The 21,719-nt window shown below is 71.6% G+C and carries 20 protein-coding genes; 11 read left to right on the forward strand and 9 right to left on the reverse strand.

Annotation, left to right across the window (positions count from 1 at the left end; translation table 11 throughout):
* Window positions 1-6 precede the first annotated feature (6 nt).
* From QM517_RS11680 to QM517_RS11700, 5 genes are all read left to right on the forward strand, one after another.
* Window positions 7-987, forward strand: coding sequence for a hypothetical protein (locus QM517_RS11680; RefSeq protein WP_283287557.1), 981 nt, complete (start codon window positions 7-9; stop codon window positions 985-987).
* A gap of 73 nt (window positions 988-1,060) precedes the next feature.
* Complete coding sequence (locus tag QM517_RS11685; protein ID WP_283287559.1) at window positions 1,061-1,870, forward strand: glycosyltransferase; 810 nt, start codon at window positions 1,061-1,063, stop codon at window positions 1,868-1,870.
* Complete coding sequence (locus QM517_RS11690; protein WP_283287560.1) at window positions 1,842-2,330, forward strand: hypothetical protein; 489 nt, start codon at window positions 1,842-1,844, stop codon at window positions 2,328-2,330. Before QM517_RS11685 ends, QM517_RS11690 begins: the two co-directional genes overlap by 29 nt.
* Window positions 2,323-4,452, forward strand: a complete 2,130-nt coding sequence (locus tag QM517_RS11695; protein WP_283287562.1) for a right-handed parallel beta-helix repeat-containing protein — start codon at window positions 2,323-2,325, stop codon at window positions 4,450-4,452. Before QM517_RS11690 ends, QM517_RS11695 begins: the two co-directional genes overlap by 8 nt.
* Window positions 4,449-5,282, forward strand: coding sequence for a helix-turn-helix domain-containing protein (locus QM517_RS11700; RefSeq protein ID WP_283287564.1), 834 nt, complete (start codon window positions 4,449-4,451; stop codon window positions 5,280-5,282). The genes QM517_RS11695 and QM517_RS11700 overlap by 4 nt, the downstream gene beginning before the upstream one ends.
* 35 nt (window positions 5,283-5,317) lie before the next feature.
* On the opposite strand, the gene QM517_RS11705 is transcribed toward QM517_RS11700, so the two are convergent.
* Together QM517_RS11705 and QM517_RS11710 are read right to left on the reverse strand one after the other, a co-directional pair.
* The gene (locus tag QM517_RS11705; RefSeq protein WP_278103684.1) at window positions 5,318-6,283 is read right to left on the reverse strand and encodes an LLM class F420-dependent oxidoreductase; all 966 of its coding nucleotides are present in this window, start codon (window positions 6,281-6,283) and stop codon (window positions 5,318-5,320) included.
* Window positions 6,284-6,393: 110 nt separating this feature from the next.
* Window positions 6,394-7,416, reverse strand: coding sequence for a TerC family protein (locus QM517_RS11710; protein WP_283287566.1), 1,023 nt, complete (start codon window positions 7,414-7,416; stop codon window positions 6,394-6,396).
* Between the two features lie 277 nt (window positions 7,417-7,693).
* Between QM517_RS11710 and QM517_RS11715 the strand changes: the two genes are divergently transcribed.
* Window positions 7,694-7,879, forward strand: a complete 186-nt coding sequence (locus QM517_RS11715) for a hypothetical protein (RefSeq protein WP_283287568.1) — start codon at window positions 7,694-7,696, stop codon at window positions 7,877-7,879.
* 143 nt (window positions 7,880-8,022) lie between these two features.
* Here the strand turns inward: QM517_RS11715 and QM517_RS11720 are convergent, their stop codons facing one another.
* Window positions 8,023-9,459, reverse strand: coding sequence for a glycosyltransferase (locus QM517_RS11720; protein WP_283287569.1), 1,437 nt, complete (start codon window positions 9,457-9,459; stop codon window positions 8,023-8,025).
* A 72-nt stretch (window positions 9,460-9,531) separates the two neighbouring features.
* Here QM517_RS11720 and QM517_RS11725 point away from each other — a divergent pair, with 72 nt between their 5' ends.
* Window positions 9,532-10,314, forward strand: a complete 783-nt coding sequence (locus tag QM517_RS11725; protein ID WP_283287571.1) for an esterase/lipase family protein — start codon at window positions 9,532-9,534, stop codon at window positions 10,312-10,314.
* A gap of 15 nt (window positions 10,315-10,329) precedes the next feature.
* Here QM517_RS11725 and QM517_RS11730 read toward each other — a convergent pair whose 3' ends face one another.
* Both QM517_RS11730 and QM517_RS11735 read right to left on the reverse strand, forming a co-directional pair.
* Window positions 10,330-12,180, reverse strand: a complete 1,851-nt coding sequence (locus QM517_RS11730; RefSeq protein WP_283287572.1) for a DUF2207 domain-containing protein — start codon at window positions 12,178-12,180, stop codon at window positions 10,330-10,332.
* Window positions 12,181-12,274: 94 nt separating this feature from the next.
* Window positions 12,275-12,835, reverse strand: coding sequence for a MarR family winged helix-turn-helix transcriptional regulator (locus tag QM517_RS11735; RefSeq protein ID WP_283287573.1), 561 nt, complete (start codon window positions 12,833-12,835; stop codon window positions 12,275-12,277).
* A gap of 94 nt (window positions 12,836-12,929) precedes the next feature.
* On the opposite strand from QM517_RS11735, the gene QM517_RS11740 reads away from it, so the two are divergent.
* Window positions 12,930-13,310, forward strand: coding sequence for a DUF7882 family protein (locus QM517_RS11740; RefSeq protein ID WP_283287574.1), 381 nt, complete (start codon window positions 12,930-12,932; stop codon window positions 13,308-13,310).
* A gap of 96 nt (window positions 13,311-13,406) precedes the next feature.
* On the opposite strand, the gene QM517_RS11745 is transcribed toward QM517_RS11740, so the two are convergent.
* From QM517_RS11745 to QM517_RS11755, 3 genes are read right to left on the reverse strand one after another with little or no spacing between them, the layout of a single operon-like run.
* Entirely contained in the window at window positions 13,407-13,625 is a 219-nt protein-coding gene (locus QM517_RS11745) for a hypothetical protein (protein WP_283287576.1), read from the reverse strand.
* Between the two features lie 35 nt (window positions 13,626-13,660).
* A complete protein-coding gene (locus QM517_RS11750; RefSeq protein ID WP_283287578.1) occupies window positions 13,661-14,596 on the reverse strand; it encodes an aldo/keto reductase in 936 nt (311 codons plus the stop codon).
* A gap of 35 nt (window positions 14,597-14,631) precedes the next feature.
* Window positions 14,632-15,954 (reverse strand): hypothetical protein, encoded by a 1,323-nt coding sequence (locus tag QM517_RS11755; RefSeq protein WP_283287580.1) that lies wholly within the window; start codon window positions 15,952-15,954, stop codon window positions 14,632-14,634.
* A gap of 350 nt (window positions 15,955-16,304) precedes the next feature.
* Between QM517_RS11755 and QM517_RS11760 the strand changes: the two genes are divergently transcribed.
* Entirely contained in the window at window positions 16,305-17,000 is a 696-nt protein-coding gene (locus QM517_RS11760; protein ID WP_160897638.1) for a DUF998 domain-containing protein, read from the forward strand.
* A complete protein-coding gene (locus QM517_RS11765; protein ID WP_283287583.1) occupies window positions 16,997-17,188 on the forward strand; it encodes a hypothetical protein in 192 nt (63 codons plus the stop codon). Before QM517_RS11760 ends, QM517_RS11765 begins: the two co-directional genes overlap by 4 nt.
* A gap of 16 nt (window positions 17,189-17,204) precedes the next feature.
* Here QM517_RS11765 and QM517_RS11770 read toward each other — a convergent pair whose 3' ends face one another.
* On the reverse strand, window positions 17,205-19,676 hold the full coding sequence (locus QM517_RS11770) for a helix-turn-helix transcriptional regulator (RefSeq protein WP_283287585.1): 2,472 nt from the start codon (window positions 19,674-19,676) through the stop codon (window positions 17,205-17,207).
* A 343-nt stretch (window positions 19,677-20,019) separates the two neighbouring features.
* Here QM517_RS11770 and QM517_RS11775 point away from each other — a divergent pair, with 343 nt between their 5' ends.
* On the forward strand, window positions 20,020-21,669 hold the full coding sequence (locus tag QM517_RS11775) for a polysaccharide biosynthesis tyrosine autokinase (RefSeq protein WP_283287587.1): 1,650 nt from the start codon (window positions 20,020-20,022) through the stop codon (window positions 21,667-21,669).
* The last annotated feature ends 50 nt before the right edge of the window (window positions 21,670-21,719 follow it).

Below are 21,719 nucleotides of genomic sequence, written 5' to 3' on the forward strand. Positions count from 1 at the left end.
GACGCGATGAACCGCAGCCGGACCGCCCTGATCGCCGTCGCCGCGTGCGCCGTGACGCTCTCGGGGTGTGCTCCCGCGGTGCCGGTCGCGCCCTCGGCGCCCTGCGCCCCGGGAGCCGTCGCGGTGGGCGAGGGGGCGGACGCCCTGCAGGCCGCCCTGGACGCGGCCGCACCGGGAGCCGTGCTGCAACTCGCGCCGTCGGTCTACCACGGACGGTTCCGCGCCACGGCGGTCGCGACGGCCGACGCTCCGATCGTGCTGTGCGGCACGACGGGCACGGTCCTCGACGGCGGCGACGTCGCGGGCGGGTACGCACTGCAGTTGGAGGGCGCCGCGTACTGGGACGTCCGCGACCTCGCGGTGCGGGGCGGGCAGAAGGGCGTCGTGCTCGACGCGACGACCCACTCGTCGCTCAGCGGTCTGACGATCTCGGATGTGGGACAGGAGGGATTGCACCTCCGCACCGGGAGCGCCGACAACACCGTGCGTTCGGTCACGATCGAGCGCACCGGCCGGACGGATCCGGAGTTCGGCGAGGGGGTCTACGTCGGTTCCGCGGAGTCGAACTGGTGCCGCTACACCGCGTGCGATCCCGACCGCAGCGATCGCAATTCGTTCTCGGGTCTCATCGTGCGCGACACCACCGCGGAGGCGCTCGACGTCAAGGAGGGCACGACCGGTGGGATCGTGCGCGACTCGTCGCTCTCCACGAGCGCCGCGGCCGTGGTCGACAGCGCGGTCGACCTCAAGGGCGCGGACTGGCGGATCGAGGGCAACACGATCGAGGGTCGTGTGGATGCCGTGAGCATCCACGTCATCCTGGCCCCGTGGGGGTCGGGCAACGTCCTCGCGGCGAACGTCCTGCGTCCGGGTGCCGGGGGCGTGGGAGTCGCCGTCGTGGGGGCCGCCCGGGAAGCGGGCAACACGGTCGCCTGCGGGAACACGGTCGCAACGGGCGTGTCCTTGAGCGACGTCGCCTGCACGTAACACGGACGCGGTAACCTTCACTGTCCTCCCCGGGCCGTCATTCGGCGTATCCGCCGCACGCAGGGGAGAAGACGTGGGCCACGGGTCATTCGGTGAGCAGCTGATGTGGCTGCTGCCGTTCGGGTACCTGGGCATCGTGTCGTGGGGCTTCTGGATCGTCCGAAAGCTCCTGGCGGCCACATCGCGCCCGGTGCGCAACGACTACCGCACCACGACCACGGTCGTCGTGCCGTCCTTCCACGAGGATCCCGACGTGCTGCTGCGGTGTCTGAAGACGTGGGTGCGGCAGGGGCCGTCGCGCATCATCATCGTCCTCGACGTCGCCGACGTGGAGGCCCAGCAGCGCATCGAGGCGCTGAGGATCCCGACGGTGGACGTCGTGATGTTCCGGCACCGGGGGAAGCGCTCGGCGCTGGGTGTCGGCATCCGCATGGTCGACACCGAACTGATCGTGTTCGTCGACTCCGACACCGCATGGGAGGACGGCACGCTCGAAGCCGTCCAGATGCCCTTCATCGACCCGGCCGTCGGTGCGGTCAGCACTCGGCAGAACGTCTACCTGCCGAAGTCGAGCGTGTGGCGTCGCGTCGCGGACTGGATCATCGACCTGCGCTGCACCGACTACGCCCCGGCGATGGGCCGCTTCGGCGGGGTGATCTGCGCGTCCGGCCGCACCGCCGCCTACCGGACGTCCGTGATCCAGCCGTGCGTGGAGGACCTCGAGCACGAGATGTTCTTCGGCAGGGAGTGCGTTGCGGGAGACGACGGTCGGATGACGTGGCTCGTGCTGTCGCAGGGGTTCCGTGTCGCCCACCAGGACAGCGCGCGGGCGCTGTCGATGTTCCCGGGCGTTCGTGAAGCAGCGGGTGCGCTGGAGCCGTAACTCGTACCGGTGCTACCTCACCGCCATCCGCAACGGGTGGGTGTTCAAGGTGCCGCTCATCTCGCAGATCACGATGATGCAGATCCTGTTGACGCCGTTCACGATGTTCGTCGCGCTGGCCTACATCGTGCTCGCGGTGCGGGCCGACAATCCGACGCTCGGCATCATCCTCGCGATCGTGTGGATGTTCGTCGGTCGTGGCATCCGCGGAATGGCGCACCTGTGGCGTCGTCCTGAGGACATCGTGCTGCTGCCCCTGGTGACGGTCGTCATCATCTTCGTCTCGCTGCCGATCAAGGTGTACGCGTTGTTCACGATGAACAAGCAGGGGTGGCTGACGCGGTCCGCGGACAGCCAGGGCGGCGAAGGACAGTCCGAGGCGAGCCTGGGCGGCGAGGGGCAGTCGGCGCAGAGCGTCGGGTTGATGTCCTCGCCCGACGGGGAGGGCTCCCGTGGATGACGACGGCGCGCTGACCGCGCTGGAACGCGGCGACACGCATCCGGCCATCCGCGGGGTGGCTCGGGTGATCATGGTCGTCGCGGTGGTGGTTCTCGTGGCCGCGGTCGTGCTCGTGGGCAATTTCGTCCACACCGGGACGTTCCTGCCGTGGCTTCGTGCCGAGGCGCCGACGGGGCCGGTCGTGGCGGTGTCTCCCTCGCCCGACACCACCGACGCCCCGGCTGCTCCGAAGACCCCCGCCGAGCTCGTCGCCGCCGAGGATGAGCGACTGACGGCCGTGGCGGGGTTGGCGCCCGGGGACCCGGCGCTCGCCGACCAGTGGAACACCGTCGTGCTCGCCCCTCAGAACGGGCAGCGGTGGGGGTACACCGTCGCCGATCTCGAGGCCCTCGGCGCGCTGCGCGTCGAGGACGACCGCACGCTCACCCTCGTCCGCAACGTCGTCGTCCGTCGCGGTGCCGAGCTGGACTTCTACGGCGGCGGAACGGTCCGGATGCTCAGCTCGGCGGAGGGGACCACGAGCATCGTCGTCTGGGGCGGCACCCTCGGGGTCTTCGGTGGCGAGGACGATCCGCTCGCGTTCACGTCGTGGGACGAAGCGGCGGCGGCACCCGACAGGGACGAGAACGACGGCCGCGCGTACGTGCGCGCCCGCGACGGGCTGCTCGTGATCGGCCACGCGGAGTTCCGCGACCTCGGCTACTGGAGCGGACGGACCGGTGGTCTCGCCGTGACGGGAACGGGCGATGACCGCGCGTCCGCGGGAATCGTCTCTACGAAGATCACCGGGCTGCATTACGGGGTGTTCTTCTCGGACACCACGCAAGCCGGCATCCAGGACACCACGATCGAGGATTCGACGCTCACCGGCGTGGAGGTGACGAACGGCGCCTCCGACACGACGATCGAACGGACGACGATCACGGGCTCCGGCGGCGACGGTGTCTCCGTCTCCCGTCAGTCCACCGGCACGAAGATCACCGATTCCATCGTGGACGGTTCCGCGGGCTGGGGCATCCGCATCGACGGCTCCGCGCTCGCCACCGGTCCGACCTCGGGCGGGTACGGGCTGAGCCCCGCCGACGGGTTCACGCTCACCGGTTCGCACGTGCGCGACAGCGGCGAGGGCGGAGTCCGCGTCATCTCCACCGACGCGACCGAGATCCGGGGTACCCAGGTGTCCGAGACGCGCACGGCCGTCCTCGTGGAGGGTCCGTCCACCGGGCTCACCGTGGCCGATGCCGACCTCTCCTCGTCGGACCTCCGGGGTCTGGACGTCTCGGGGCGGATCACGGATGCCACGGTGTCCGACTCCCGGCTCGCGGGCCGCCGCATCGCGCTCGAACTGACCGGAGCGGCTGTGATCGTCCGCGACAACGATCTGCGGGTGGCCTCCGGATTCGCTGTCGAGCTCTCGGAGGATGCACGCGCGGACATCACCGGGAACACTTTCCACGGCGTCGGTCAGGACGTCGTGGCGTCGTGGTCGGGATCCCGCACGATGCAGCAGGGCAACGTCCAGACCGATTGGACGTTCCAGTGGGCGTGGGTCGGGTGGATGAACGAGCACCCGATGATGTGGATGTGGGCGCTCGTCCTCCTCGTCCCGGCGATCGGCCTGCCGGTGCTCTGGCGTCGACGTCGAGAGCATCAGAAGCTCCGGCGGCTGCTGCACGAGGCGCTGTTGCGCCACGGTGAGGAGCAGGTGGCCGCGTATCGCGCCGACGACCCGACCTCGGGAGGGGTGGCGCCGGATCAGGTGCGGCGCGAGCCCGTTCCGACCCCGGCGCCGGCAGCGCCTCGTCCCGGGACCGGATGGCGAGGACCCGCCCCGGCACCGGCCGCCCCCGCGGCGTGGGCCGAGTCCCGCCCGACCGCGCCGTCCGCGACGCTCGGCCCGCGTCCGGCGCACCACCGACCGCGCTCGTTCGCGGACCTGCGTACCGGTCCTCTGGAGGGGCGTACCTTCGCCTCGTTGCGGCAGTTCGCCGTCGCGGCCGTCCTCGAAGGCGGCTATTCGGTGCCGACCATCGCGCGTCTGTTCCGCATCGCGCAGTGGCGACTGCAACAGTGGGTCGAGGAGGCAGCGCGTAACCCGACTGTGGGAGGAAGTCGTCGATGACCGAGGAGCACGAGGAGGATCGCCTGAACGCCGTCCTGCACACGCTCGGTGAGCGGGTACGGGCCATGCGCCTGGCGCGCGGCATGTCCGTCGCGGCGCTGTCGTTCGAGGCCGCGCTGTCGGAGCAGCGCATCAGATCGATCGAGGCGGGCCGCACCGCGGTGCCGCTGGCGGTGCTCGTGGCGCTCGCCGACGTCTTCGAAGTCGGTGTGTCGGATCTGTTCGGCGACGGCATCGCCCGCACCCCGGTGTCGGACGCGATCGACGCACCCAGTTCGAGTCCGCACGTGGTGCCGAGCCCCGTGATCTGGGGTGGGGAGCTCCCGCCCGCGCCGTGGATGACCTCCGGAACGGAGGTGCCGGCGCCGGCACCTCCGCCCCCGGCCGAACGACTCCCCGCGGCGGGGTTCTCGCCGCACATCGCCCCCGGGACCGCGGCGCTGCCGCCGGCTCCGTGGCAGACGTCCCCGCCCCCCGCGGCGCACCCCGTGGGCCCGCCGCCGACCCCCGCGGAGTACGGAACACCCGTCCCGCCTCCGCACGTGCCGTCGGTCGCCCCGCGCGTGCATCAGCGCGCCGCCGAGAGGGGGATGCAGGGCGCGTCGGCGTACGTGTTCGTCGCGCCCGGTGCGGGAGCCGCCACCGCGCCCCGCACCTTCGCCGACCTGCGCGTGGGTCCGCTGGCCGGGCGGAACTTCCGCTCGTTGCAGGAGTTCGCCGTGGCATCCGTGATCGAAGGCCATCACGCGATCACCGACGTCGCCCGCGTGTTCCGCGTGCCCCCGTGGCGTCTCGAGCAGTGGGTGCGCGAGACCGGTCACGCGGTCTGAGCCACACGGGCCCGACCGCGCGACCGGGCGGGACGTCAGAGCGCGCGCAGCTTCTCCAGCAACGGGGCGGCCACCTCGTCGACGAAACGCTGCTGGTGCTCGTCGCCGACCTGCACGATGGCGATGTCGGTGAAGCCGGCGTCGATGAAGGGGCGCACGCTCTCGGCGAGCTCGTCGAGGTCCGGGCCGCAGGCGATGGAGTCCGCGACGTCTTCGGGACGCACGAACTGCGACGCTCCCGCGAACCCCGCGGGAGTGGGCAGGTCGGAGTTCACGGCCCAGCCGCCGGCGAACCACCGGAACTGGTCGTGGGCGCGAGCGATCGCGGCATCCTTGTTCGGGTCCCAACTGATCGGGATCTGACCGATCTTGCGTGAGGCGCCGTCGTGGTGCTCGTCCCACCCGCGGATGAGGTCGGCTTCGGGCTCGGTGGTGATGAGGTGGTCGCCGAGCGGCGCGAACCGCTCGATCGAATGCTCGCCCGACACGGCGACGCCGATCGGCACACCTCCGTCGGGGGCATCCCACACGCGGGCCGAGTCGACGCGGAAGTACTCCCCGTCGTAGGTCACGAGGTCGCCGGTGTGCAACGCGCGGATGATCTCGATCGCCTCGACGAGCATGTCCTGGCGCGCGTGGACGGCCGGCCAGCCCTCGCCGACGACGTGCTCGTTGAGGTTCTCGCCCGATCCGAGACCAAGGGTGAAGCGCCCGTCCGACAGCAGCTGCAGGGTGGCTGCCTTCTGCGCCACGACGGCCGGGTGGTACCGGATGGTCGGGCACGTGACGTAGGTCATCAGCTCGACGTCGGTCGTGGCGTGCGCGACGGCCCCCAGGACGGTCCACGCGTAGGGCGCATGACCCTGCGACGTCAGCCAGGGGGAGTAGTGGTCGCTGGAGACGAGGAAGTCGTACCCGGCGCGCTCGGCGCCGACGGCGTAGTCCACGAGCTCGCGGGGGCCGCTCTGCTCGGTCATGAGGGTGTATCCGAAACGAGTCATGCGGTCACGGTAGGTCGGCCGCGGGCTGCTGCCCGCGGGGTTGCGCTCCGGGAGCGGATACGGCAACGGGCCCGCGGCATGCGCCGCGGGCCCGCCCGGTGTCGAGAGGGTCAGTCCTCGGGGGCGTGGATGACCTTCTCGCCCTCGAACAGGTCGCGGCGCTTTTTCTCGGCATCCCTCCGCGTCTTGGCGAGGCTCGCGATGGTCGCCACCGCGACGGTGGCGGCGATGAACAGTAGCGACAGCCAGATCGGGATCTCGGGCACCCAGAGCAGCGGCTCGCCCCCGTTGATGAACGGCAGCTCGTTGACGTGCAGCGCGTGGAAGACGAGCTTCACACCGATGAACGCCAGGATGACGGCCAGTCCCTGCGACAGGTAGACGAGGCGCTCGAGCAGGCCGCCGATGAGGAAGTACAGCTGGCGCAGACCCATCAGGGCGAACGCGTTGGCGGTGAAGACGATGTACGCCTCGTTCGTCAGACCGTAGATCGCGGGGATCGAGTCGATCGCGAAGACGAGGTCGATGAAGCCGATCGCGACGATCACGAGGAGCATCGGGGTCACGAAGCGCTTGCCGTCCTTGTGCACGGTGAGCTTGTCGCCGTTGTACTCCTCGCTGACGGGGAGGACGCGCCGCACGAACCGCATGAAGCGTCCGTTGGCCGGGTCGCTCTCGCCGTGCGAGAAGGCCTGGCGGTACGCGAGGAAGAGGAGCAGCGCGCCGAAGACGTAGAAGATCCAGGAGAAGTTCTCGATCAGCGCCGCACCGACGGCGATGAAGGCGCCGCGCATGATCAGAGCGATCACGATGCCGATCATCAGCACCTTCTGCTGGTACTTCTTCGGCACCGCGAAGCCGGTCATGATGATGAGGAAGACGAAGAGGTTGTCGATCGACAGCGCCTTCTCGGTCAGATACCCGGCGAAGTACTCGCCGCCGTACGTCCAGCCCGAAACGACGCCGATGCCGACGCCGAACAGCAGCGCCAGGCCGATGTAGAACGCCGACCACCGCGCCGACTCGCCGATGGTCGGCTCGTGAGCCTTACGGACGTGCGCGAAGAACTCGAACACGAAGAACGCGATCGTCACGGCGATCGTGATGATCCAGATGAGCGGGGTCACACCCACGCGGGCCTCCCAGGGTTTTGGTGTACGTCGAAACACCAAGGTCTCTTCCACTCGCGAAGCGAGCCGACGCCCCGGGTCCACGATGGCGTGGACCGTATTGACGGGATCGTCGCGTGGGAATACTCCCCTTGCCGGCCTTCATCCTACCGGAGCTTGACAGGATGCGGCCGCGCGCCCGGAGAGTCGATCAGCACGGCCGCGTCCCGGACGCAACCCCCCGGTCCGGCATCCGACCCGCCGACAGGATGCCGAGAGGACCCGGATCGAGGAGGACCCCATGGACGATCGCGAACCCACCCAGGACGCCCCGGTGATGGACGGCGCCACCGAGGCGGCGCCCGAGGAGAAGAAGGCCGGTGCGAAGCAGCAGCGGGCGGCCGACGCGGCCGTCAGCGACGACGCAGCCGACGACGATCTGAACGACGACGTCCGCAGCATCCGCGCCTACGGCGAGGACCGCTGAACGACGAACCCCGTCCGGAGCCGGGGTGGGGGAGTGGCTCGACGGACGGGGACGTCGTGCGCCGTGAGAGGCGCCTCCGCGCCGGCGATGCCGGGGCTGGGTGAGACGACAGTACGCCCCCGCGTGGGGTGAGGGGCGCGCTCTCAGCCGATCCGAAGGCGCCGCCGCACCATCTCTCGGAATCGCCAGGTGCGTTCGCGCATCCGGTGTCGTCGAGCCGCCCGGCGCAGCGTCGCGCTCCATCGCTCCAGCACGACCGGCTCGTCGAGCTCCGCAGCCCGGGCGACGGCGTCGCGTCGCATCCGGGTGAGCACGCGCTCATCCGTCGTCACGGCCGCCACCAGTGTCTCGGTGAGTCGAGCGACATCGCCGGCCGGCACGAGCCACCCCGTGCGGCCGTGCCGGATGAGTTCGCGCGGACCGTACGGCACGTCGTAGGCGATCGGCAGGCATCCGGCCGCCATCGCCTCCGCCACGACCAGTGAGAACGCCTCGGAGCGGCTGGTGAGCAGCAGAACGGATGCCGAGGTCAGCGCCTCCCGCGCGGTCGGAGCGAAGCCGTGCAGACGAACAGGCCCATCCGTGCCCGCGAGCGCCTCGAGCCGCTCGCGCTCGGGTCCGTCGCCGTAGACGTCGAGCGTGAGTCCGGGGACGGTCTCCGCCGCCCCGCGCGCGGCCGCGACGGCGTCCTCGACACGCTTGATGCCCTCCAGCCGCGCGAGGACGACCGCCCCGTCGCGGGGCCCCGGTCGAGACTCCACCCGCGACACGGGGTGCGGCACGACGGCGAGCAGCGGCAGGGGGCCGACCCGACGTCGCACATCGCGCGCCTGCCGGGCGGTGCAGAACACGACCGCATCGAACGCTCCCAGCCGCGCGAAGACCTCCGCCCGCGACGGGCGCAGGGCCGCGCCGTCGTCGGTCAGGTGCGAGCCGTGCACCACGTGGACGACGACGACGTGCGGGCGCCGGTATCCGGCGGCGAACCGAGCCATCGCCTTGCTGTCCACGAGGAGGAACGTCGGCTCCGCGCCGGTGAGGTGATCCAGCCACGCGGCGTACAGGCTCCGAACCCCGCGCCAGGCGGCCCGTGGGGAGCCGTCCGCACCGCAGGTCACGACGACGCGACGGACGCCGCCGTCCGGCGCGGGCACGTCGCGGCGGTCGCTCGCGGCCAGGGTCCCGTCGGGGCGCAGGTGGTCGACCTGCTGCACCGTCCCCCGGGCGTCCGTCCGGACGCGGCGCAGCACGGTTCCGTGGGCCCGGTCCTCCGCGGAACCGTCCGGAAGGGGAGAGAACCCGGCCGACGGTCCGACCGGGCGACCCCGCAGATCGTTGTCGCGCAACCAGTCCCACAGGTTCCTCACCCGCACGCCCGCCGACAGGGCCGCGCGGTCGGACAGCTCGGCCTCCGCGGACACCGTGTCGGCGCGATCATCGCAGGTCAGGACGTCCACGGGGGCGCCACCGCGACGGTCGAACAGTCGCGAGCGCTGCAGCAGGGCCGCCGTCAGCCCGCCGTACGCCCGGGGGATCCCCCACGTGAGGACGAGCTGGCGCCCCGGAGACAGTGCCGTCACCGCGCGCGACCGGGGGCGGACGTGCGGAGGTGGCGGAGACGGCGGAGACGGGCGCCGCGGGGGGAGGTGCGCATGACGCGACTCTACGCGGGGGTGCCGACCCGGCCGTCGTGCAACCCCGGGGCCGGTTCCCGGACCGTGCCCGAAGATGAGGACATGCCGACGGATGCCGCGCCCGGATCGCTCGCGAGGCGGGCGTGGAGCCGCGACCTCTCCTGGTGGGCCCGGGACTACGTCTACGCCGTCGCGGCCCAGCTGCGCGCGATCGGCGCCGGACGCCCCGACGGCCTCGTGTCCGGAACGAAGCGGCCCCTGGTGCTCCTGCCGGGGATCTACGAGACGTGGCGATTCCTCGAGCCGCTCGCCGAGGCGCTCCACGAACGGGGGCACCCGGTCCACGTCGTCGCGGGGCTCGGAGCCAATCGCCGCCCCGTGATCGAGTCGGCGGGCCGCGTCGTCGACCTGATCGTGGAGCGCGAGTTGGACGACCTGGTCCTCGTCGCCCACAGCAAGGGCGGTCTGATCGGCAAGCACGTCATGGCCTTCGATCCGGTGGGCGAGCGGGTGCGGGCCATGGTCGCCGTGGCGACCCCGTTCAGAGGATCCCGGTACAGCAGCCTGATGCCCGCTCCATCGCTCCGCGCGTTCCGTTCGGGGGATGCCACGATGCGGGCGCTCGCCGCCTCGGCCGAGGTCAACACGCGCATCGTCTCCGTCTACGGCGCCTTCGACCCCCACATCCCGGAGGGCAGCGAACTCGCGGGGGCACGGAACATCCGACTGGATGCCGGCGGTCATTTCCGCGTGCTCGCCGACCCGCGGGTCATCGCCGAAGTGGTGCGCGCGGCGGAGTGAGCCGGGCCGGGCCGCTCACCGTCCGCCTCCGCCTCCGCCTCCCATCCCTCCGCCCGAGAAGCCACCGCCGAACGAGCCGCCCGAGAAGCTTCCCGAGCCGCTCACCTGCGGTGCCGGGCTGGTCCCGGAGTTCATCGTCGACAGCGACGACGCCAGCAGGGCGCTCGAGAACCCGTTCGGTCCCGAGTACCAGCCGAGTTCCGTCCCGGTCGCCCGGGCCCCGGTGGCGAGCACGTCGGCCCACTCTCGCTCCACGCCCCAGACGACCGCCCACGGCAGCAGCTTCTCGTGCAGGTGCAGCACCTGCACGGGGTCATCGACTCCGGCGGGCCGGCGCTCGGCTCCCTCCGGACTCTGCAGCACGCGCATACGGTCGGCTTCGGCCAGGGTCAGGTAGTCCCGCAGCCCGAGCAGATGGTCGCGCGCGGGCGCCCCGGCATCCGTCACCCGATCCGAGTACCGGAGGAGGACGAACGTCAGGATGCCGCCGGCCACCGTCGCTGGGATCGCTGCGATCTGCCACCAGGTCGGTGCCGCTCCGACCGACGTGATGATCAGGGCGGCGACCGCGACCCCGAACGCGGTCACGGCGATCGTCCCCGCGACCACCGCCCCGCGCATCCGCGGTGGACGCATCCATCCGCGGCGGCGCACCTCTGCGCCGGCCACCGTGAGCAGGTCGCGCAGCCGTTCGCCCGCGTCGCTGCCCGGTGTGTCCAGTGCCACGCGCTCGCCGGGTCGCGGACGCTCGCCGAACACGGCGGCGAGGACCCCCGCCCGCAGGGGGGTCGCTCCGGTTCCGTCGATGTATTCCAGGGCCAGTTCGTCGTCCGCGGAGGGGTCTTCCACGATGCGGAGGTGTCCGGCGACCGCCGTGTCGAGGACCGCGGCGGGGAGGGCGCCGCGCGAACGTCCGACGAGGTGCGCGCCCTCGAGCACGTCGACGTCGGCGGGCGGGGCGTACTCCGGGACGATGATGCCCCGACCCGCGGCGTCGCGGTTGCGGCGACGCGAGGAGATCGCCGCTCCGATCGCGGCGGCGGTGACGCCGAGGGTGCCCAGCGAGATCGCGGACAGCGCCGGCGCGGCATCCACGGAGAACTGTTCGGCCGCGGTCCGCACCACCTCGCCCGGGACGAACGTGCCCCGCGCGAAGCCGACGGAGATGGTGAGGTTCTCGCCCGGTTCGAGGTCGTCCGCCGCGGCGGAGAACGTCAGGCCGCCGTCCGCACGATCCGCTCGGACGATGTCGCACCGGTCGGTCGAACCTTGTTCGCCCCGGTAGCAGGCGGTGGCGCCGTCGAGTGCGGTCGGCGCGAGAGCGGCATCCACCGTCACCTCGACGCTCACCCGACCGAAGGGCTGCGCCCACTCCGTTCCGTTGACGTCGCGGTAGAACTCGTCGGTGTCGGTGTCGTCGAACGCGCGGATGGTGTCGCGCTGGGTGTACGAGATCACGTACGTCTGCCTGCCGTGCACGTAATCGTCGTCGCCGGTGAGGACCCGGACCTCGCGTCGGTCCGTCTCGATCTCGTAGGGGATGGCTGCGCCGTCGGCACCCGTGACCGAGATGATGCGCGTCTGCAGGGGTACGCCGTCGTAGTCGTCCGGGATGGCCCGGACGATGCCGCGGTTCTGGTCGTCTTCCGGGAACTGCGCGACGAGCGTCTCCGTGACCGTCGACTCGGCGTGCCCGTCCGCGGCCCGCGTCAGCGACATCTGCGCATCGAAGGACTCGAACCGGAAGTCGTCCACGTCGGCGTGCGCGGGGGCGGGCGGCGTCGCCGCCAGGAGGAGCAGGCCGAGGAGCGCCGCCGACGTCAGCGCGGAGCGGATCGAGCGGACTCGAGAGGCGAGGGCGTCCATGTCTCGACGGTATCGAGATGCGCCCGGCGGGGGATCCGTCCTGCGGGGGAGGTCGGTGCGCGGAGCGTCGACGGCGCGCCACGGAATCGGGCTGTCAGCCGGCAGCGCGTCCGGCCGCGGGGTGCTCGGCCGGACGCTCGCCCAGGCAGCACGGCGCCCCCGTCCTCGTGCACGAGCCATCGACGGCGCAGCGCATGCGTTCGAGGAAGGTCGTCACGGCATCCGCCTCGACTCCGCTCATTCCGGAAGTGACGCGCATCATGCGCTCGTGCATCCCCCCGAGGGTGTCGCGGATCTCGTCCTCCGTGTGCGCGGTCCCGCGCACGAGGATCTTCCGTCGATCCGTCGGATGCCGCTCGCGTCGCACGTGCCCCGATCGTTCGAGGCGATCCAGGAGCGCGGTGATGGATGCCGTCGACAGCCCGAGGTGGCGCGCGAGATCGGCGGGTGTCGTGTCGGCCCCTGCTGCGGCAGTGCGGGTGAGGAATCGCAGGACGAGGAGTTCGTTCTCGCCCATGGCCATCGAGTCCTGCGTGCGCCGACGCATCGCCATCTCCGCGGACCGGTACTCCCGAAGCGCCTGCATGACGCGCGATCCGCGTCGCTCGTCGGCGCTCTCGCCGTACCAGTAGGGAGCGGGGGATGCGGTGGTCATCGGGCCGCCTCCGATCTTCGCCTTATATCTCGGTTGCTTATTCGCTAGTCTACCTAGTAAGTTTGTAAACAAGCAAAGAGTGAAGGGACACATCATGGCGAAGCTGTTCTACGGAACGACCCCCGAGCCCATCACGATCGACGATCGGATGCTCGCCCACGTCAAGGTGGTCGTCGCCACCAAGTTGCGCCGCGGCGAGAGCTTCACGCTGTCGTGGACGCACGGCGAGGACGAGCCCGCCGGCCGCTCGACGATCTGGCTGCAGCCCGCCATTCCGCTGCGCTTCGTTTTCGAGTCCGAGCAGCCGGAGTCCCTCGACCAGAACCTGCTCAAGCGCATGGCGAACGACGCCAACTCCTCGCGCGGTCTGAGTCTCGACATCGACACCGCCGCGGCCGCCGAGCGCCCGGCTTCCGCCCGACCCGGTCAGGCGCGGTCCACTGCGGCACCGCGCTCCCTGGTCCGCGCCGCATGAGCGCCGCCGACCCGGTGGTCGTGACTCACTCCCTCGCGTGGGACGTGCCCACCGAGCCGCTCACGATCATCACGCCCGCGGCCCTCGCCGCCACCGTCACGGTGTGACGTCATCGGCGTCCTCGCCGTCGCCCCGTCCCGCCGCGCCGGGCTCCCGCCGCGTGAGAACGATCGCGACGGCCAGCAGGACGGCGCCGACGACGATGAAACCGAGTTTCGGGGCGACCGGGCCGTCGGCCGGGAGCACCGACGTCGGGGCCGCGAACACGAGGGCGGCGAGGCCGGCGACGATCGCCCCCCACGGGCGCTTCGTCATCGATGCCGTCTCACGCTCACTTCCGCCCGGCGCGGTCACGGGACGACGTATCCCGCCGCACGGACCAGCGCGTACCACTCCGCCCGGGTCAGTACCACGTCGGCTCCCGCCGCCGCGTCGATCACTCGACCGGGCGTCGTGGTCCCCAGCACCACCTGCATCCCGGCGGGATGCCGGGTGATCCATGCCACGGCGATCGCGATCGGGGTGACACGGTAGCGCGCGGCCAGGTCGTCGATCACGGCGTTCAGCTCGGCGTAGGCCGGGTCGCCGAGGAACACGCCGTTCCCCCTCGTCCCCTGCAGCGGTGACCATGCCTGGAGGGTGATGCCTTCCAGCCGGCAGTAGTCCACGAGTCCGCCGCCGTCGAGGACGGCGGACTGTGGTGCGGACTCCATGTTCATCGCGAGCCCCTGCGCGACGATCGGCGCGTGCGCGACGGAGAGCTGCACCTGGTTCGCGACGATGGGCTGGCGCACCGCCGTGCGCAGCAGGTCGATCTGGCGCGGGGTGTGGTTGGACACCCCGAAAGCGCGCACCTTGCCGGCGGCCTCCAGCTCATCGAACGCACGCGCGACTTCGTCGGGTTCGACGAGCGCGTCGGGTCGGTGCAGCAGCAGAACGTCGACGTAGTCGGTCCTCAGCGCGCGGAGGGACTCGTCCACGGAGACGACGATGTGCTCGTAGGAGAAGTCGAAGTACGGACCCTCGCGGACGATGCCCGCCTTCGTCTGCAGCCGGATCTCCGCGCGCTCGGACGACCCGAGCGCAAGCGCCTCGGAGAACCGCCGCTCGGCGGAGTGGAGCTCGCGCGCGTAGATGTCGGCATGGTCGAAGAAGTCGATGCCCGTCGAGCGTGCGGCTTCGTAGAGCTCGCGCACCTCCGCGTCGGTCTTGCCGTCGATCCGCATCATTCCGGCGACGACGGCGGGGACGGCGGGGCCCGAGGGGCCGAGGGGGACGGATCGCATCGCTCCACGTTATCCCCCGCCCGGGCCCCGGCGTCTCAGTCGGACGGCGTCGAGCCCGCTCCGCCGCCGTCCGCCGCCGCGGGCTCGGCATCCTGATCGTCCTCACCCGGTCGCGGCGTCCCCCGCGGTGTCGCGCGCAGCAGCTCGTTCATCTCGGAGAGGAAACCGCCGAGCTGTTGCTGCTGCCAGCGGAGGTCGCGCGTGCGGTCCTCGGCGTCCCGCAGCACCGTGGCCGCGTGCGCCGTGATCGTGTCCGCGATCCGTTGCGCCTTCTCCCGCGCGTCGTCCAGGACCTCGCGCGCGTGGACGTTCGCCTGCGCCTCGATCTGTTGAGCCTGGGCGCGTGCCAGTCGCTCGTGATCGTCAGCCCGTGCCGCGATCCGACGCGCGTGATCGAGCGCCGCCTCCACCTGTTCGCTCGCGTCCGAGGTGATCCGTTCGGCGTGCGCGACCGCCTGATTGTGCAGGACGAGGAACTCCTGCTGCGCCTCGTCCTGACGCCGGGTCAGAGACTCTTCGAACTCGAGGACCCGGGCGGTCATCTCTCGGACGTCGCGCTCCGCGGCGGCCCGGAGGTCACCGGTCTCGCGCGAGACGAGCGAGCGCAGTGCCGCCGCCCCTCTCTCGGCCTCCGTGCGCAGCGCGACGGCCTCGCGCTCGGCCTGGGCCACCTTCTCGGCCGCGTGGGCGGCCTCCCGCTCGAGGCGAGCGTGATGCGCAGCGAGCTCCGTCTCGATCCGCAGACGTGCCTGATCGGCGTCGTGCTGGGCCTCGGAGCGGATCCGGTCGCGTTCGGAGACCGCGTCCGCCCGGATGCCGTCGGCCTCGTCGCGGGCACCGGCCAGGAGTCGATCCGCCTGCGCCGCCGCATTCTGGACGAGGACGTTCGCCTGCTCCTCGGCGACGCGGAGGATCGCGTCGAACCGCTGACGACTCTGCGCGGGATCCTCGCCGTCGCCGTCGGAGCCCGCGACGAGACCGGCGGAGAGGGCGGCGACCTGGGCCTCGGCTTCGGCTGCGCGCGCGGCCGCCGCGCGCGCCTGCTCCTGCAGCCTGCCGGTCTCCTCGACGTGTCGCCGGGCCGCCTCCGCGAGCTCGTCATCGTGGTCTGCGCGCTGCTGCGCGTACATCGTCTCGGCGCGGAGCTTCTCGCGATGCACCTCGTCCGAGGCCGCGCGTGCGCGCTGGACGAGAAGACGGACGGCGTCGTCGACGGCTTCGCGGTCGTACCCGCGGAAGGCGGCGGGGAACGTCGGAGACGCATCGTCGGCGTCGTCCCGTCGCAGCAACTCGTCGAGCGGGGAAGACTCTGCTCCGTCCGTCGACGCCGGCGACTTCTCGGTCTGGTCGTCCGTCACGGGACTCCTCTCGGTGGGCTGCCTGGGCGCCCGACGAGTGGGGTGCAGGCTCGTGCGGAGGGGATGCGCGGTCTCGAACCGGGTGCCGTGGCCACGAGACCGCGCATCCATGATGAGCGATCGGATTGAAGAGTAAGGAACTTGGGGGAGAACCACTCGAGATCACTCGAGGACGACCCTGCCACGCGTGGCCGCCGTCGCTCCCCGGGGAGGGCCATACCTCACCCGGGGAATCGCCCGCGTCCCGCACGGATTCCGACCACGTCGGCATCCGATGTCCCGCTCTGCGGCGCGCGTGTGCACCGGGCGCGGTAATGTGGCCAGGCCCCTCGACGCCGCCGGAGACGCCCATGACCGAGACGATCGTTCGGTCGCCCCGCCTCGCACCCCGCTCGGGAAGCCGTCGTGTCGTGCTCCTCGCCCTCGTCGGCGGGGGCGCCGCTTTCCTCAGCGCGGGCCTCATCTGGCTCAGTCGCCTCTGGGATCCGACCGTTCACTACGTGAGCCAGTTGGGTGCCACCGGCATGCCCACGGCGCCCGTCTTCAACTCCGCCCTCCTGCTGCTCGGCATCGCCGCCGTTCTCGTCGACCGCGCGATCCTGCACCGGCCCGACGTCTACGTCGTCGGCTGGCCCATCGCCGCGACCCTCGTCGTGTGCGGGGCGTGCTTCGCCCTGGCATCCGTCGTCACCTGCTCGCCCGGGTGCCCCGTGCCCTTCACCCCGGGTGCCCTGCCGCAGGACCTCATCCACATCAGCGCCGCGGTGCTCGGGTTTGTCCTGGCGATCGTCGCGATGGCGCAGGTGTCGGTTCTGCGTCGCCGTCCATGGATGCGCGCCGCGAGTCTCGCAACGCTCGTCGCCGTCGGCCTCACGTCGTTCACCGGCGCGATGCTGGCGCTCTTCCGCGGCGACACGGTCCTCGGAGGGAACCTCGAGTTCATCGCGGCGACGCTCGCGATCGCGTGGTTCGGAGTCTTCGGGCTGCAGGTCGCCGCGGACGAACGCGTCACCCGCGCCGACGCACCGGCTACCGTTTACCCATGACCCGACGTCGACTGCGCCGTGTGGTCGGACTCGTGGTGCCGATCGCGAGCGTCGTCGTCGTGCTGACGGTCCTCCATGGCGCGGGTCTGCCGCTGACGTTCCCGGGAGTGCTCGTCTTCGTCGTGCTCCTCATCGTGGCGCGGCTGGTCTTCGGGTTCGCCCGCCGCCGGCGCGCCGACCGGGGCTGAGTCGGCGCGCCCGGCCTCACAACTCGCCGTCCGCCTCGATCAGGCCCCATGCGTGCGCGGCGCGGATCGCGCTCGCGCGGTCCGACACCTCGAGCTTGCGATACAGGCTCTGCAGCTGCGTCTTGACGGTGTTCGGCGAGACGACCAGTGCGCGGGCGATGTCGGCGATCGTCGACGTCGGGGTGAGCTGTGCCAGGACCACCTGCTCGCGCTTCGTGAGGTGGGGAACACTCACGGATGACGCGAAGAACGAGACGCGGTCCGACACGCGATCACGTGCCGCGGGGGACAGGAGCCGGAGGACGAGGCCGCGGTCCTCGGGCGCGACCGCGCTCCACGGGCTCCACAGGTCGTGACGCGCACTCAGCGCCTCGGCCCGTTGGGCGGTCGAACGGTGGGCCCCCGTCCCGTTGAGCCGGACGTCGGAGACCATGCTGACCACCATGCTCTCCAGCGCGGCGCGCGGTGAGGAGTCCTGGTGGATGCCCCACTTCACACTCATCACATAGGCCTCGTGGGCGCGTCCCGCGTAGAGCTGCGACAGGGCGATCGCGGGCGCGGTCGCGGCCGACAGCCCGAACGGCCCCTCGAACAGGGCCAGGGCCTTGCGCGCCTGGCGCAGGGCGATCAGCACCTTCGCGCGGGCCGTCAGCAGCTGGATCGACTGGAAGTGCGACGGGGGCGTGCTGCGCGTCCGCCCCATCCACGACCGCAGCATCCCCAGCGCGTCGGGGGCCGCTCCGGAGAGCAGGAACGCGATGGCCTGGACCGACGCGGCGAACGGCCACAGCTCCCGCGCGCCGCCGGTCGCGGTCATCGTGTCGAGGCGCTCCCGTGCGGCTGCGGCGTCGCCGCGTTCCAGACTCAGCCAGGCATCAGCCAGCCGCGTCCCCTCGCCCCACGGCGAACCGGCCCACGCGTCCTCGCGATCGGCGTCGCACAGCACCCCCGCCGCACGGACGTCGCCCTCCAGCAGCGCCACGACCGCGAGCACCCCGCGGGCGCGGAGCCGGCGGGCCGGGGGAGCGAGTCGCTCGACCTGCCCGAGGGCGAGGGTCGCATCGCGCAGCTTGCCCATCGCGAGGTGGGTCATCCCGACTTGGTACCACCCCTCAGCGACGACGTCGTCCGAGAGCGCCGGCCGACGACGAAGTGCGTCCACGAGGAGCGTCGCCGACTCGGTGGCCAGGGCGAACCGCCCCGCGGCGCGCAGCAGGTTCACGCGGACGATCAGCGCCTCGACGTTGTGCTGCGCGGCCGCCTTCGCCTCCGGGAGGCGCCCGAGCGCGCCGACCACGAGCGCGGGGGTCTCCGCGGATGCCGCGGTGTCGGGGTCGACCGAGAGGAGCGCGTCGACCGACACGGGGTCGAAACCCACGTGCGCGCGTAGTGTCTCGACGAGCGTCGCGAAGGCGACGGAGTCGCGTGCCCAGATCTCCGGGCCGGCCGAGCGCAGGATCGAACCGAGCGTGGGCCACTGGGCCGCGTCGGCGGCGAGCTGCGCGGCGCGCAAGGGCTCGCCCGCGGCGACGAGGTGATCGAGCAGGCGCAGGCGCGCGTGCTCGACCAGTTCGGGAGCCCCGGCCGTGATCTCGCGCAGCCATTGCGCGCGGACGGGCTCGGCCAGCACCAGCCGAGTCGTGCTGGGCCAGACGAAGCCCGCGTCCTGCAGCTCGCCGAGCAGATCACTCGTGTTTCCGGCGGTCGAGTCGATGCCGATGGCGTCGGCCAGTTCGACGTTGATGTACGGGGCCACCGCGAGCAGTCGGACCTCGTCGGTGATCGGGACGCTGAGGTGCGCCTCCATGTCCGCGGTGAGCGCGCGAGCGGCATGATCCGCGATGGCATCCGCCTCGTCACGCGTGCGCAGCGGCAGGCCCTCGAGACGCAGCCGGGAGCTTGCGAGCTGCGCGAGCGCGGGCCATCCGTGGGTGCGTCGCATGAGCACGTCGACGGCGACGTCAGTGGTCTCGATCCCGTTCAGGTCGAGCACCAGAGCCAGCTCCTCGCGCGTCATCAGCAGGTCGGCCGGGGTGAGGACGTGGACGTCGAACTCGAGAGCGATCAGCGGACTCTCGAGCCGGGTCACGTGCCGCGTGGCCACGACCACGCGAAGCGCCGGGTCCGCGCGGAGCAGGTCGAGAATCGCGGCGGAGTCGACCGCCGGCCCGTCGGTGAGGTTGTCCACGAGCAGCACGTGCTGCGGCGGACCCTCGCCGAATGCGGCCGCGACGCGGTCGAGGGTCTCCGCGTCGGCGTGGGCGGAGTCCAGGAGCTGGATGCCGGTCTCGGGGTCGTCGTCGAGGGCCGCGGCGAATTGCCGCAGCAGGGCGCTCTTGCCTACTCCGGCAGGCCCCCGGAGAAGGACGACGTCGCTCTCGAGCGCTTCGCGGAGCTTGGCGACGGTCAGGGTGCGTGGTGTCCAGAAGCGGCTGGAGCGCCGGGCGGCGCGGGCCGCGGCGGGAGGGGTGTCGAGGTCGATCAGCATCGTGTTCTCCAACTCTCGGTCTGCGCAGTCGTCGGCCCGGGTTCGGGTCTGGGCGACGAAAGGAGCGCACGGCGGGGGTGCGCTTCACCCGATCATTGGGGTGATGTTCGCCCGTATGACCTGTCGAGGGAGCGGTTTCATCCCCGTGGTCATCCCTCCTTCACCCTGTTGGCATCACACTCTCCGCCCCCCTGTCACCATCGCCGGGCGCCGCCGATTCCCCCCGCGTATCGCCCGCCCGGGCACGATCCGAGGTGGTGCGAGTGCTCCTCCGGGCCGTGCCTATGCTTCCCGGGCTCGGCGTTCCCGATCGGACCGAGCGGAAGGCGGTACACGAGTGGACATGCAACGCGTCGCGCGGATCCTGCGCGCGTACTGGAAGGCGATCGTGGCGCTCACCCTGGCCGGAGGCCTCGCGGGGTTCGGGTGGAGCGCGCTGCAACCACGGGTCTACACGGCCGACGCGAGCGGCTACGTCGCCAGCGTGTCATCCGACGGATCGACCGGCTCGGCTCTCGCGGGAGGGACCCTCGCCCTGGCCAGGGTGAAGTCCTTCATCGACATGGGCTACTGGAAGTCGGTCGCCGAAACGGCGCGCGACGAGCTCGGACTCACCGACAGCCCGGAATCCTTGGTGCAGCGCGTCCACGTGTCCAACCCCGTCGACACCGTCAACGTGCGCGTCGACGCCACGGGGCCGACCCCCGAGGCGGCTCGCGATCTTGCACAGGCCTGGCTCCACGGGATGACCGTGCAGGTGGATCAGTTGGAGTCCACCGGTGGCGCGCACAGCGCCGTCAAACTCGTCGCCGGCGACTCGGCGCGTCTCCCGACGTCGCCGTCCTCGCCCAACGAGAAGCTGGCGATCGCCGTCGGGGCGCTCGGCGGGGCGGTGGTGGGGGTCCTGTTCGCGCTGGTCCGCCGGACCTTCGACCGGCGGGTGCGGTCGACTCAGGACATCTCCGATTCCGTCGACGTGTCGGTCGTCGGCATCCTCCCCGTCGACAAGGAGCTCGCCGCCGGCCGCGCCGTCTTCTCGTTCGACGACATCCGGGACGGACGCGGATCCTTCGCCCACAAGGAGGCCATGCGGGAGCTCCGGACCAACCTGCAGTACGTGGACGTGGACCGGCCTCCGCGCGTCATGGTCGTGACCAGCCCGCTGCCGGGGGACGGCAAGTCCACCACGGCCGCGAACCTCGCGGTGAGCATCGCGGCGACCGGGCAAACGGTGATCCTCATCGACGCGGATCTGCGCCGCCCCGTGCTGGGGGCGACGTTCGGCTTCTCCGACGACGTGGGCCTCTCGGACGTCCTCGCGGGCCGCGCCCGCATCGAGCAGGTGGCCCACCAGGTCGACGAGCACGGGCGCCTCTTCGTCGTCGCGGCGGGGCGGACGCCTCCGAACCCCAGTGAGATGGTCGGCTCGCAGCGCATGCAGCAGCTGGCGCGCACACTGGCCGATGACATGGTCGTCATCATCGACTCGCCACCGACGCTCGCGGTCGCCGACGCCGCGGTGATCGCCAGCTGGGCGGACGGGGCCGTCCTCGTGGTGACAGCCGGTCGTACGACGGACGACATGCTCCAGCGCGCGGTCGGCAACATCGCCAAGACGCGCGGACGGCTCCTCGGGGTCGTCCTGAACCGGGTCCCGCTCCGCGGCGCCGATTCGAACTACTACGGCTCTCAGTACGGCGGATACTACGGCTACGGCGCACCGGGTTCCGGGGCAGAACGAACCCGATGGTGGCGTCGGCCGTGGCGTCGTCAGGTGGGCGACGCGGAGGATGCCGGTGCGTCGGCGCCGGGCCCGCGTCGGCGATCCGCGGAACTGCCTCCCTCGAACGTCAGCGGCCTGCGGACGCTGTCCGCGCGGCGGAACCCCGTGGCGGCGTCGGGTGATTCCACTGGTGAAGGCGCGGTCGCCGTCGCTCCGCCCGCCGCGGTCGTGGCGGACGAGCGGACGCCGCGGCGTCGACGGCGGGGGTGAGACGCCGCCACGGAACACGAGGAGGGCGCCGATTCCACTCCGGGAATCGG

The sequence above is a fragment of the Microbacterium sp. IEGM 1404 genome, assembly GCF_030056775.1.
Lineage (GTDB): Bacteria > Actinomycetota > Actinomycetes > Actinomycetales > Microbacteriaceae > Microbacterium.